The 12,447-nt window shown below is 62.6% G+C and carries 14 protein-coding genes; 10 read left to right on the plus strand and 4 right to left on the minus strand.

Annotated features, from left to right (window positions below):
• Nucleotides 1–88 precede the first annotated feature (88 nt).
• The 3 genes from AC04PH_RS01225 to AC04PH_RS01235 are packed head-to-tail and all read left to right on the plus strand — an operon-like array spanning nucleotide 89 to nucleotide 3,155.
• On the plus strand, nucleotides 89–1,249 hold the full coding sequence (locus AC04PH_RS01225) for a PQQ-dependent sugar dehydrogenase (protein WP_483063919.1): 1,161 nt from the start codon (nucleotides 89–91) through the stop codon (nucleotides 1,247–1,249).
• Nucleotides 1,246–2,223 (plus strand): App1 family protein, encoded by a 978-nt coding sequence (locus tag AC04PH_RS01230; RefSeq protein WP_483063920.1) that lies wholly within the window; start codon nucleotides 1,246–1,248, stop codon nucleotides 2,221–2,223. Before AC04PH_RS01225 ends, AC04PH_RS01230 begins: the two co-directional genes overlap by 4 nt.
• Nucleotides 2,224–2,234: 11 nt before the next feature.
• The gene (locus tag AC04PH_RS01235; protein WP_483063921.1) at nucleotides 2,235–3,155 is read left to right on the plus strand and encodes a DMT family transporter; all 921 of its coding nucleotides are present in this window, start codon (nucleotides 2,235–2,237) and stop codon (nucleotides 3,153–3,155) included.
• A 201-nt stretch (nucleotides 3,156–3,356) separates the two neighbouring features.
• Here AC04PH_RS01235 and AC04PH_RS01240 read toward each other — a convergent pair whose 3' ends face one another.
• Nucleotides 3,357–3,611 carry a DUF1902 domain-containing protein gene (locus AC04PH_RS01240; protein ID WP_483063922.1) on the minus strand — a complete coding sequence of 85 codons (255 nt, stop codon included), beginning with the start codon at nucleotides 3,609–3,611 and terminating at the stop codon, nucleotides 3,357–3,359.
• Nucleotides 3,612–3,691: 80 nt separating this feature from the next.
• A complete protein-coding gene (locus tag AC04PH_RS01245; RefSeq protein WP_483063923.1) occupies nucleotides 3,692–4,558 on the minus strand; it encodes a branched-chain amino acid aminotransferase in 867 nt (288 codons plus the stop codon).
• A gap of 144 nt (nucleotides 4,559–4,702) precedes the next feature.
• On the opposite strand from AC04PH_RS01245, the gene AC04PH_RS01250 reads away from it, so the two are divergent.
• The 6 genes from AC04PH_RS01250 to dxs all read left to right on the plus strand — a co-directional run bounded on the left by AC04PH_RS01250 (nucleotide 4,703) and on the right by dxs (nucleotide 10,030).
• Nucleotides 4,703–5,209, plus strand: a complete 507-nt coding sequence (locus AC04PH_RS01250) for a MarR family winged helix-turn-helix transcriptional regulator (protein ID WP_483063924.1) — start codon at nucleotides 4,703–4,705, stop codon at nucleotides 5,207–5,209.
• Entirely contained in the window at nucleotides 5,206–5,913 is a 708-nt protein-coding gene (locus AC04PH_RS01255; RefSeq protein WP_483063925.1) for a response regulator, read from the plus strand. Before AC04PH_RS01250 ends, AC04PH_RS01255 begins: the two co-directional genes overlap by 4 nt.
• A 158-nt stretch (nucleotides 5,914–6,071) precedes the next feature.
• Nucleotides 6,072–6,995 carry a histone deacetylase family protein gene (locus AC04PH_RS01260; protein ID WP_483063926.1) on the plus strand — a complete coding sequence of 308 codons (924 nt, stop codon included), beginning with the start codon at nucleotides 6,072–6,074 and terminating at the stop codon, nucleotides 6,993–6,995.
• Nucleotides 6,992–7,225 (plus strand): exodeoxyribonuclease VII small subunit, encoded by a 234-nt coding sequence (locus AC04PH_RS01265; RefSeq protein ID WP_483063927.1) that lies wholly within the window; start codon nucleotides 6,992–6,994, stop codon nucleotides 7,223–7,225. The genes AC04PH_RS01260 and AC04PH_RS01265 overlap by 4 nt, the downstream gene beginning before the upstream one ends.
• Complete coding sequence (locus AC04PH_RS01270) at nucleotides 7,218–8,090, plus strand: polyprenyl synthetase family protein (RefSeq protein WP_483063928.1); 873 nt, start codon at nucleotides 7,218–7,220, stop codon at nucleotides 8,088–8,090. The genes AC04PH_RS01265 and AC04PH_RS01270 overlap by 8 nt, the downstream gene beginning before the upstream one ends.
• A gap of 11 nt (nucleotides 8,091–8,101) precedes the next feature.
• Entirely contained in the window at nucleotides 8,102–10,030 is a 1,929-nt protein-coding gene (gene dxs / locus AC04PH_RS01275; protein WP_483063929.1) for a 1-deoxy-D-xylulose-5-phosphate synthase, read from the plus strand.
• Here dxs and AC04PH_RS01280 read toward each other — a convergent pair.
• Nucleotides 10,022–10,825, minus strand: coding sequence for an ion transporter (locus AC04PH_RS01280; protein WP_483063930.1), 804 nt, complete (start codon nucleotides 10,823–10,825; stop codon nucleotides 10,022–10,024). The two genes, dxs and AC04PH_RS01280, sit on opposite strands and share 9 nt — an antisense overlap.
• A gap of 141 nt (nucleotides 10,826–10,966) precedes the next feature.
• On the opposite strand from AC04PH_RS01280, the gene AC04PH_RS01285 reads away from it, so the two are divergent.
• Nucleotides 10,967–11,617, plus strand: coding sequence for an androgen-induced gene 1 family protein (locus AC04PH_RS01285; RefSeq protein WP_483063931.1), 651 nt, complete (start codon nucleotides 10,967–10,969; stop codon nucleotides 11,615–11,617).
• Here the strand turns inward: AC04PH_RS01285 and AC04PH_RS01290 are convergent.
• A complete protein-coding gene (locus tag AC04PH_RS01290; RefSeq protein WP_483063932.1) occupies nucleotides 11,583–12,443 on the minus strand; it encodes an SDR family oxidoreductase in 861 nt (286 codons plus the stop codon). The two genes, AC04PH_RS01285 and AC04PH_RS01290, sit on opposite strands and share 35 nt — an antisense overlap.
• Nucleotides 12,444–12,447 lie beyond the last annotated feature (4 nt).

Here is a 12,447-nt window from a genome sequence, read left to right on the forward strand (position 1 = left end):
GGGGTGGCAATCGCAAGACAGCGTGAGGGAACCGCGACCGCGCGTTCGGGGTTCGGTCTTTGACATCCCTTCAATGGAGACCTTTCAGATGAAATTTGCCGCCGTTCTTGCCGTGCTGCCCGGCCTCGCTTTTGCGCAGGTGCCACAGGGTGCGCCCAACACCGATTTTTCCCCAGCATTCGAAAACCAGACCCGCGCGGATGCGCTGCAGCCCAGCGACGTGACGATAGAGGTGTTCGCCAGCGGTTTGGAAAATCCCTGGGGGATCGCACCCCTGCCCAACGGGCAATGGCTGGTGACGGAACGGCCCGGGCGGCTGCGGGTCATCAACGCCGACGGCAGCGTATCCGGCCCGGTCAGCGGACTGCCGGAGATTTTTGCGCAGGGGCAGGGCGGTCTGCTGGATGTGGCGGTTTCGCCGAACTATGCTTCTGACGGTGTGATTTTCTTTACCTATGCCAAGCCTGTGGACGGCGGCAGCATCACGGCGGTGGCATCCGCGCGACTGACGGCGCAGGGGGCGCTTGAAAACGTGACCGACATCTGGTTGCAGAACCGGCCTTCGCAATCGGACAAACACTACGGTAGCCGGATCATCCCGATGGCGGACGGTACGGTCTGGATCACGACCGGCGAACGGTCGACACCGCAGGAGCGTGTCTTTGCGCAGGACCTGGAGGTGACCTATGGCAAGATCATCCGGGTCAATCGTGACGGATCCATCCCCGGCGACAACCCGTTTGTCGGGCAGGATGGTGACGACGCGATCTGGTCTTACGGCCATCGCAACGTGCAGGGGGCGGCGATCGGGCCAGACGGTGCGTTTTGGACGATCGAGCATGGCCCGCGCGGTGGGGATGAATTGAACAGACCCGAGGCCGGTGAGAACTATGGCTGGCCGGTGATATCCTATGGCATCAACTACGGTGGCAGCGATGTCGGCAGCGGCGAGGCTGCGCGCGACGGCATGGAACAGCCGGTCTATTACTGGGACCCGGTGATCGCGCCCGGCGGGATGACGTTTTATGATGGCAGTCATGCGGCATGGCAGGGTGACCTGTTCATCGGGTCGCTGAATCCCGGGGCGGTCGTGCGCCTGCAGATCGAGGGCGGGCAAGTCACAGGTGAGGAGCGGCTGGCCACGGACATCGGGCGGGTGCGCGACGTGCAGCAAGATAGCGACGGCAGCCTGCTGGTGCTGGTCGACAGTTCCGACGGGGCAGTGTTGCGGATCACGCCGCAGCAATGAGCCTGAAGCTGAAGCTGGCCCGCGTGGCGGCCCGGATCGAACGCCGGGTCGACCGGCTGATCTGGCGGACGCCGCAAGAGGCGTCAGTCGTGGAACCCTACGTGGGATACGCCACGCCGGAGCACCTGATCGTGCGGGGTCGCGTATTGTCGAAGCTGCGGGAGGATACCGTCAAGGATGGGCAAAGCCGCTGGACCAACCTGCGGCAGATGTTGCGTTTGTTCATGACCGACGAGGTGGCCGATGTGACGGTCAGCGCGGGTGACTACAGCGCGCAGTCGGACGAGGAGGGCTATTTCACCATCCTGCTGCCACGCGAGGGACAGACAGGCTGGCAGAGCATCGCTGTCACGGCCGGAACCGGCACGGCGGATTGCCCCGTGATGATCGCCAGCGAACGGGCGGCGTTCGGCGTGATCTCCGACATCGACGACACGCAGATGGAAACCGGAGCCTACAGTCTGTGGCGCAATATCTGGACGTCGTTGACAGGAAACGCGCTCACGCGACACGTGTTTCCAGACGCCATCCGGCTGATGACGCTGTTGCACGACAGCGGTCGCAATCCGGTCTACTACGTCAGTTCCAGCCCATGGAACCTTCACGGGTTTCTGGGGCGGATTTTTGCGCGCAACGGCCTGCCGAAGGGGCCGATGTTCCTGCGCGATTACGGGATCAGCGAGACGCAGTTCATCACCGGCACCCACGGTGACCACAAGGGCAGTGCGATCGACCGCGTGCTGGCCGCGAACCCCGATCTGTCGTTCATCCTTATCGGGGACACTGGGCAGCATGACGGACACGTCTATCACGACGCCATTGTCCGCCATCCCGGGCGTATCCGGCAGGTGATCCTGCGTGCTGCGGGCAAGATCGACGCCGAAGACACCGCATGGGCGGATAAAATTGACGCACTGGGTGTTCCGGTTGTCGTCGGGGCGGACTACGGTGAGGCCATCGCCGCCCTGTCCTGAGGTCCCCGCCTATGAATCCGCTGCGTGGCATTCTGTTCAAGGTACTATCCGTCTGCACCTTCGTCTGCATGGCCAGCCTGATCAAGGCGACGGCTGCGGACGTGCCCCCGGGGCAGGCGGTGTTTTTCCGGAGTGTCTTCGCCTTGCCGGTTATCGTTGTCTGGCTGGCGGTGACCGGGCACCTGCATGACGGCATGAAAACGGCCAGCCCGATGGGGCATTTCTGGCGCGGTATCGTGGGCACGATGGGGATGGGGTTCGGATTTGCAGGGCTTGGCCTGCTGCCGCTGCCCGAAGTCACGGCCATCGGCTATGCCGCACCGCTGCTGGTCGTCGTGTTCGCGGCGATGTTCCTGAACGAACGGGTGCGCGCGTTTCGCCTGTCGGCTGTCGCGCTTGGCCTGATCGGCGTGTTGATCGTGTTGTCGCCGCGCCTGTCGGTCGGCGCGATGGACACGCGCCAGACATTGGGCGCGGTCGTCGTGCTGATGGGTGCTGCCTGTGCCGCACTTGCGCATGTGTTCATCCGCAAGCTGGTGGCCACCGAGACGACGTCGGCCATCGTGTTCTGGTTCGCAGTCACCTCGACCTCGCTGTCGCTTCTGACGATCCCGTTTGGCTGGGTCGTGCCGGGGTGGGGCACGTTCGGTTTGCTGGTGCTGGCCGGATTGATCGGCGGGATAGGGCAGATTTTCCTGACCTCCAGTTACCGGTTCGCCGATGCGTCGCTGCTGGCCCCGTTCGACTACACGTCGATGATACTCGCGGTTCTGATTGGATATTTCGTGTTCGCCGAGGTCCCGACGGCACCGATGCTGCTGGGGTCGGCAGTGGTGATCCTCGCCGGGGTCCTGATCATCTGGCGCGAGCGGCAACTGGGGCTGGAACGGGCGAAGCAACGGCGCGCAATGGGGAACGTGGCGGGGAAGTAAGGGTCACAGCTTTTCATTGATGCTAGCGCTTCTGAGGATCGCGTTGGCTGTGTGGCGGCTCTTGAGATTCCGCGGAACGGTCAAAACACGGCCGAGTTGCGCATTGCGCCATTTTTCATGCGAACCCTTGCCACCTTTCACCAATTCGAAATTATGCAGCCGAAGCAGGCCCGTGACTTTGCGATACAAGTCGGGCACGGATCAGGCGGCGGATTGCCCGGGTTTGCCTTCGCGCCAGAAAATCGTTGGGATCAGATCGCGGAGCGGGCGGTTCGCAAGATCTGTCTTGTCGATGTGGTTTTCGATAATCATGTCGGCGGCATGTTCTTGAACTTCTCGTTCAAATTCTTCGAGTGTGTCCGCTTCGATGTGCAGGCCGATGATGTTGCTCTCCGAAATCCAGACTTGTGCATCGTCGTCCCAGACAGCGGCAATTTCAAACTTGAGATTGGACATGGCGCACCTCGCTGACGTCAGCGGCTCGCCGACAATCCTAGAATCGCACGTTTGAATCCCTGCATCAAGCGCGCGCTTGTTCAGGCCCGCACCAGCTTTTCGTAGTCGCTCGCGATGTCCACCGTCATCTGACCGACCTCGAAGTTGTAGTCGCCGATCTGGCCGACGGGGGTGACCTCGGCGGCGGTGCCGGTGAGCCAGCATTGCTCGAAACCTTCCAATTCGGCCGCCTCGATCCGGCGCTCGTGGACGGTGATGCCCTTCTCTTGCAGCATTCCGATCACGGTGCGGCGGGTGATGCCGTTGAGGAAGCAATCGGCCTTGGGTGTGTGCACCTCGCCGTCCTTGACAAAGAAGATGTTGGCGCCCGTCGCCTCGGCCACGTAGCCGCGGTAATCGAACATCATGGCGTCCGAGCAGCCCTTCGCCTCGGCGGCGTGTTTGGACATGGTGCAGATCATATAGAGACCGGCCGCCTTGGCCTCGTGCGGGATCGTCGCGGGGTCGGGTCGTTTCCACTTGGCGATGTCGAGCTTCGCGCCTTTGGTTTTGGCGTCGCCATAGTAGTTGCCCCAGGACCAGACCGCGATGGCCATGCGCACGGGATTACGCTCTGCCGCGACGCCCATATCCTCGCCGGCACCGCGCCAGGCGACGGGGCGCACGTAGGCGTCGGTCAGGCCGTTGGCCTCCAGTGTTTCCATCTTGGCGGCGTCGATTTCCTCGACGGTGTAGGGGATTTCGAAATCGAGGCAGTTGGCGGAGAATTTCAGCCGCTCGGAGTGTTCCGTCGATTTGAAGATCTTGCCGGAGTAGCATCGCTCGCCCTCGAACACGGAGGACGCGTAGTGCATCGCGTGGGTCAGGATGTGAACGTTCGCGTCACGCCAGTCGATCAGCTGTCCGTCCATCCAGATTTTGCCGTCGCGATCATCGTAGCCAGCCATTGGTCCACCCCGTCATTTGCATAAATGTCGCACAAAGGTCCGCATCGGCCATAAATCTGTGCGTTGTTTGCGATTTTGCTATCGGTGGCGGGCTACAAAGTCAATAAAGCTGACGTATTATCACAGGCCGAGAGGACAGGTGACGTGGCAGAGGGACCATCGCCATCGACAGGACAGGCGCTGCTGTTTCTGACCGACGAGCAGCTGCGCAAGGGAATCGAGGCGATGTTCTTTGCCTACCGCGGGTTCACCGCCGATCCCGACCGGATTCTGGCGGACAAGGCCTATGGCCGTGCCCATCACCGCGCCATCCACTTCATCCACCGCAGCCCCGGTACGACCGTCAACAACCTGCTGAACATTCTCGGCGTGACCAAACAATCGCTGAATCGTGTGTTGCGTACCTTGGTCGATGACGGTTTGGTGGCAAATATGGTCGGTACGCAGGACCGGCGCGAGCGCCATCTGTACCTGACGGAGGCCGGTGCCGCGCTGGAACGCGCGTTGTCGGATGCCCAGCGTGACCGGATGCGCAGCGCATATCGCGCCGCGGGGCCCGAGGCGGTGGCCGGTTTCCGGCGTGTGCTGGAAGCGATGATGGATGAAGACATGCGTCGCCACTACGACGCGCTGAAGGACAAGACACCATGAATGCCGATGACCCGCACCTGCTGATCGTGGACGACGACGAACGCATTCGGGGGCTTTTGCAGAAATTCCTGATGCGCAGCGGATTTCTGGTGACCACCGCCAGGGATGCCGCCCATGCCCGGCGTATCCTGTCGGGGCTGGAGTTCGACCTGATCGTTCTGGACGTGATGATGCCGGGGGAGGATGGCATGGCGCTGTGCCGCGATCTGCGCCGCGCGATCACCACACCGATCCTGCTGTTGACCGCCAAGGGCGAGACCGGGGACCGGATCACCGGCCTTGAGGCGGGGGCGGACGACTATCTGGCCAAACCGTTCGAGCCGAAAGAACTGCTGCTCCGGATCAATGCGATCCTGCGACGGGTGCCGCAGGCCGAACCCCTTGTCGTGACGCCGAAGGTGCTGAACCTTGGTCCGGTTCGCTATGACATCGAGCGCGGCGAGATGTGGCGCGGCGAGGAGTTGGTGCGGCTGACGGCGACGGAAAGTCAGTTGATGCGCATATTCTCGGGTCTGCCGGGCGAGCCGGTAACCCGCACGCGACTGGTCGAGGAATTGAGCCGGTCCGGCGGGCAGACGCAAGAACGTGCAGTGGACGTGCAGATCACACGGTTGCGCCGCAAGATCGAGGCCGACCCCAAGCAGCCACGCTATCTGCAGACCGTGCGCGGCGCCGGATACATGCTGGCCCCCGACCACGGCTGAGCGTGGTTTGATCCAAAGGAGCTCCCCTGCGGGGCGCACGACGTTTTTTGTCTGCCTTTGGCTGGCGGTTCGGGTCCGAATTTCTGATAGTGATGGTTGAAACGCTGCTCTTGCCTTCGGCGGGAGTATTTTTGGCAAAATGATGCGGGAGACGCGCCATGGTAACAGCTTTGGTAAGCCATGAGGCCTGTGCGGCGCATGTGACGCCGCCGGGGCACCCCGAGCAGGTGGCGCGGCTGGGCGCGGTGCTGGATGCGTTGGAGGGGATGGACCTGCTGCGCGTAACCGCACCGATGGCGGCAGAGGACGATCTGTTGCGCGCGCATCCGCAAACGCACTTGGACGCGATGCGCCGCGCCGCGCCGACGCAGGGGTTCCGGTCGCTGGATGCGGATACACATATGTCGCCCGGCACGCTGGAGGCTGCGTATCGCGCCGCAGGTGGCGTGGTGCGGGCGGTTGATCTTGTGTTGGGAGGAGAGGCCACGAACGCCTTTGCCGCCGTGCGCCCGCCGGGTCACCATGCCGAGCGCGAGACGGCGATGGGGTTCTGCTTTTTCGGGAACGTTGTGATCGGTGCCTTGCATGCGCTGGAGCATCACGGGCTGGAGCGTGTGGCGATCGTGGATTTCGACGTGCATCATGGGAACGGCACGCAGGATCTGGTGGAGGACGACCCGCGTATCCTGTTCTGTTCGACCCATCAGTCACCGCTGTTTCCCGGCACCGGGATGGCGCATGAGGTCGGCGTGGACAATGTGCTGAACGTGCCGCTGCCTGACGGGACCGGATCGAAAGCGTTTCGGGATGTGTACGAACGGCACGTTCTGCCGCGCGTCGATACGTTCTCTCCACAACTTCTGATCATTTCCGCAGGCTTCGATGCACATCGGGCCGATCCATTGGCGGGGATGATGCTGGAGACGGATGATTTTGCATGGGTCACAGAAAAGCTGTGCGATCTGGCGGATACCCATTGTCAGGGGCGCGTGGTATCGAGCCTCGAAGGGGGCTATGACCTTGCGGCGCTGGGGGCGTCGGCGGCGGCCCATGTCGGTGTTTTGAAGGAGAGAGGCGTATGAGTAACGCGGTCGATCAGATGAGTTTCGAAGATGCGATGAAAGAGCTGGAGAGCGTCGTCGGCAAGCTGGAGCGTGGTGATGTGGCGCTTGATGAAAGCATTGCGCTTTACGAACGCGGGGCGGCATTGAAGGCGCGTTGCGAGACCAAGCTGAAAGAGGCCGAGGAGAAGGTCGCCAAGATCACCCTTAGTGACGGCAAACCGACGGGAACCGCGCCGCTGGATGACTGAAGGGTTTGAAAAGGCGCTGAAGAAGGCATCAGGGCTGGTACAGGCGAGCCTGAAGACAAAGCTATATAGCCCGCACAGTGCGACGCTGACCGATGCGATGCGCTATGCGGTGACGGGTGGCAAAGGTCTGCGCGGATTTCTGGTGATGGAAACGTCTCGCTTGCATAGTGTCAGCGCGGGCCGCGCGCAGCCCTGTGCCGAGGCGATCGAGTGCCTGCATGCCTATTCGCTGGTTCACGATGATCTGCCTTGTATGGACGACGACCGACTGCGGCGCGGGCAACCGACGGTCCATGTGAAGTGGGACCAGGCGACGGCTGTACTGGCCGGTGATGCGTTGCTGACCGAGGCGTTCCGGCTGGTGTTGGAGACGCCGGGGGACCCTGCCCGCACCGTGGACCTGATGTGGTCACTGGCGATGGCCGCCGGTGGGCAAGGTATGGTCGGCGGGCAGGCGGCGGATATTGCCGCCGAGACTGCGGCCACTCCTCTTGATCTGGAGGGTATCATGGCGCTTCAGGCGGGGAAGACCGGTGCGCTCATCACATGGTCGGCAATGGCGGGACCGCGGCTGGCAGGTGCGGACGTGGTACCGCTGAAACGCTATGGCGATGCGCTGGGCCTGGCGTTCCAGATCGCTGACGATGTGCTGGATGTCGAAGGCGACGCCGCGACGGTCGGCAAGGCTGTCGGCAAGGACAGTGGCGCCGGAAAGGCCACGTTCGTGTCGCTTCTGGGGCTGGACGCGGCGAAAAGACGCGCATGCGACCTCGTGCAAGAGGCCTGCGATGCGTTAGAGATATACGGGGCGGATGCGGACACGCTGCGCGAAGCGGCGCATTTCGTCATCACCCGCGACAAATAGGAGCCGTGACCATGGCCGACCGTCCGATCACACCGATCCTGGATACCGTGCAAAGCCCGTCAGACCTCAAGGGGATGCCGGACACCAGGCTGCGGCAACTGGCGGATGAGGTGCGGGCAGAGACGATTTCGGCGGTTTCGGAAACCGGAGGGCATCTGGGGGCGGGGCTGGGTGTGGTGGAACTGACCGTGGCACTGCATGCGGTTTTCGACACCCCCAAGGACAAGATCATCTGGGATGTGTCGCACCAGTGCTACCCGCATAAGATCCTGACGGGACGCAGGGATCGGATCCGCACGCTGCGGATGAAGGATGGTTTGTCGGGGTTCACCAAACGGTCGGAAAGCCCCTACGATCCGTTCGGCGCGGCTCATTCCAGCACGTCGATTTCGGCGGCGCTCGGTTTTGCCGTGGCGCGCGATCTGGGCGGTGCGCCGCCCGAGGGACTGGGTGACGCGATTGCGGTGATCGGTGACGGGGCGATGTCGGCGGGTATGGCCTATGAGGCGATGAACAACGCGGGCGCGCTGGGCAAGCGGTTGATCGTGGTGCTGAACGACAACGAGATGTCGATCGCACCTCCGGTCGGCGCGATGTCGTCTTACCTGTCACGGCTCTATGCCGGGGAGCCGTTTCAGGAACTCAAGGCCGCTGCCAAGGGCGCGGTTTCGCTGCTGCCCGAACCGTTCCGCGAGGGTGCGCGCCGGGCCAAGGACATGGTCAAGCACATGACGGTCGGCGGAACACTGTTCGAGGAGTTGGGTTTTTCCTATCTCGGGCCGATTGACGGGCATGACATGGAACAGCTTCTGTCCGTCCTGCGTACGGTCAAGACCCGCGCGACGGGTCCGATCCTGATTCATGCGATCACGAAGAAGGGCAAGGGCTTTGCACCTGCTGAAAAGGCCCGCGACAGGGGGCACGCCACGGGCAAATTCGACGTGCTGACGGGGGAGCAGAAAAAGGCGGTGTCGAATGCGCCTTCCTATACCGCCGTTTTTGCCGAACAATTGCTGAAACAGGCTGCGACAGACCCTAAAATCTGCGCTGTGACTGCGGCGATGCCCGATGGCACCGGGCTTAGCAAATTCATGGATCGCTATGCTTCGCGGTGTTTCGACGTGGGGATCGCGGAGCAGCACGCGGTGACGTTTTCCGCCGGGTTGGCGGCGGGCGGGATGCGGCCGTTCTGCGCGCTTTATTCGACATTCCTTCAGCGGGGGTACGATCAGGTGGTGCATGACGTTGCGATCCAGCGGTTGCCGGTTCGGTTCGCCATTGACCGGGCGGGGCTGGTCGGTGCCGACGGGGCGACACATGCGGGTGCGTTCGACGTGGCCTACCTGAGCAATCTTCCCGGTTTCGTCGTCATGGCCGCAGCGGACGAGGCTGAACTGGTACGCATGGTCGCGACGGCGGCGGCGCATGACGAAGGACCGATTGCGTTCCGGTTTCCGCGCGGGGAAGGTGTTGGCGTGGAGATGCCGGTCGACCCGGAACCGCTGGAGATCGGCAAGGGCCGGATCGTTCGTGAGGGCAAGCAGGTGGCGATCCTATCGTTCGGTACACGGTTGCAGGAGGTCGAAGCCGCCTGCGAGGCGCTGGGCGCAAAGGGGATCACGCCGACGGTCGCCGACGCGCGCTTTGCCAAGCCGCTGGATCGCGAACTGATCCTGCGTCTCGCGGCGGAGCATGACGCGCTGATCACCATCGAGGAGGGTGCTGTCGGCGGGTTCGGCAGCCATGTCGCGCAGTTGCTGGCGGACGAGGGTGTGTTCGATCACGGACTGAAATTCCGGTCGATGGTGTTGCCCGACGTCTTTATCGATCAAGCCAATCCGAAGGATATGTATGCCGTCGCGGGCCTGAACGCCGCGGATATCGAGGCGAAGGTCCTGGCGGTGATGGGTGTGGCGAAAATAGGCTCTAAATCAGCTTAATTCGTCCGCTTTGGCTTGTTCGCGGTCGCGCGCGTCCAGCCGTTTTTCGATCGCCTCCAGTTTCGCCAGAACCTCGTCGCGGTATTCATCGGTGGCGGCGTTGTTTTCCTCGTGGTGGGCGTCCTGCATGGAGTTCACGATGAGACCGACCAGCAGGTTCACCACGGCGAAGGTCGTCACCATGATGAACGGGATGAAGAAGGCCCAGGCGTAGGGATATGCCTCCATCACGGGTCGGACGATGCCCATCGACCAGCTTTCCAGCGTCATGATCTGGAACAGCGAATAGCCCGAGCGGGCCAGCGTGCCGAACCAGTCGGGGAAGGCATCGCCAAAGAGTTTCGTGGTGATGACGGCACCGATGTAGAAGATGATCCCCATCAGCACGAACACCGATCCCATGCCGGGCAGGGCGGTGATGAAGCCTTCCACCACGCGACGCAGCGACGGAGCGACGGAAATGACGCGCAAAACGCGCAGGATGCGCAGCGCCCGCAGCACCGATATGCCTTGGGTGAAGGGCAGCAGGGCGACGCCGACGATCACGAAGTCGAAGATGTTCCAGCCATTGCGGAAGAACCGGGCACCATGCGCAAAGAGCTTGAGCGCGATTTCGGCGGAGAAGATCGCGAGACAGATGGTGTCGAGCAGCAAAATGAGATCGCCCCAACGCGCCATCACCGAGTCGGAGGTTTCCAACCCGAGGATCACGGCATTGAAGAGAATCACGCCGATCACGAAACGGCCCACGAAAGGACGTGCAAGGAAGTCGGCGGTGCGCTGTCGGAGGGACACGGGGGATAACGGCCTTGGGTTGGGTTGCCCGTCATATGGGATGGAAGCGGGGTGCACGCAAGTTCCTTCTGCGACGCCGGGTCAGGGTGGCGCGGTGGCGGCAGGACGTGCAGAGTGACGCCGACCATTGGAACATGCCCCATGACCCTGACACGTCTTTATCGCTGGATCGTCTTCCTGCTGGCCGCGTTCTATTGCCTGCGAACGCTGATCCTTGGCGACTTTACGGAATTCGGCGGGCCGTTCCGGTATCTGACGATCTGGGCGCTTTTCATGTCGTTCTTCGCTGCCAGCCGGATGATGGCGCTTGAGGAAGGGCGCAGTCAGAACCGCTGGGACGGCTTTGTCTGCGCCACCGCGGTGATCAACGCCATGGTCGTGTTTCTGTACTGGCGGCTGTATTTTGCCGACCCGACATCGGTGACCCGGGACGGCGCGTTGGGGCAGTTCTATCTTGAGATGTATTTGCACGGCCTTGGACCGGCGCTGCAGATTGTCGACACGATTTTCGTGCATCGCAGCTACCGACGACTGACACGCCCGCTTGCGTGGCTGTTCGGGATCATCGCGGCCTACATCCTGTGGTGCGAAACGCTGGTGCAGCGGTTCAACGACAGCCCGGCTGGCGAGATCACGTCAGGCCTGCCCTACCCTTTCCTGAACGATCTGGCGTTTGACGGTCGGGCAGTCTTTTACGGCACGAATTTTGTCGTAGCGGTCATACTGCTTCTGGTTTTCGCGAGCCTCGCGTGGATCGTCAGGACGACACGTCCTGCGCCAGCAGCGCCTTGAGCCCGCTGCGGTAGTCCGGATAAAGCAGGTCCACACCAAGTTCCGTCTTGATGCGGTCGTTCCGGACCATTTTGCTTTCGGCGTAAAAGCTGCGGGCCATCGGTGTCATGTCCGCGGTCGCGAAATCCTCTGCCGGGGGAACGGGCACGCCCAGAAGCTCTGCCGCATAGGCGATGACATCCTGGGGCGGGGCGGGATCGTCGTCGCAGAGGTTGTAGATGGCACCGGGATCGGGGCGCCGGATCGACGCATGCAGCACACGGGCGATATCGGCGACGTGGATACGGCTGAAAACCTGCCCGGGTTTGACGATCCGCCGTGCCGTGCCCGCGCGCACCTTGGCGAACGGACCACGCCCCGGCCCGTAGATTCCCGCAAGGCGGAAGATATGCAGCGGAAGATCGGGGATCGCGGCCCACGCGGCCTCGGCCTTCACCCGTGCGATACCGCGTTGCGTGGCGGGGGTAAGGGGCGTGTTTTCATCTACCCAGTCGCCGCCATGGTCGCCGTAAACGCCCGTGGTCGACAGATAGCCGACCCAGGTGAATTGCCCGGCACGCTTTGCGATTTCAGTCTCTAACGCAGCCAGAACCGGGTCGCCGTTTGCATCGGGCGCTGCTGAAATCAACAGATGTGTGGCTGCATCGAGTGCCGGTCCCATGTCTGCGCCCGGCCATATCCGCGGCTCTGTCCCTGCCTGCATGAGGGCGACGGCCTTGTCCTCTGACCGTGTCGTGCCGATCACACGCCATGCGTCGGGCGCGAGCAGACGGGCCAGTGCGCGCGCGCTGTAACCGTGACCGAATGAAAGCAACGTGTTTTCCATATGC

The sequence above is a fragment of the Yoonia sp. KMU-150 genome, assembly GCF_056858355.1.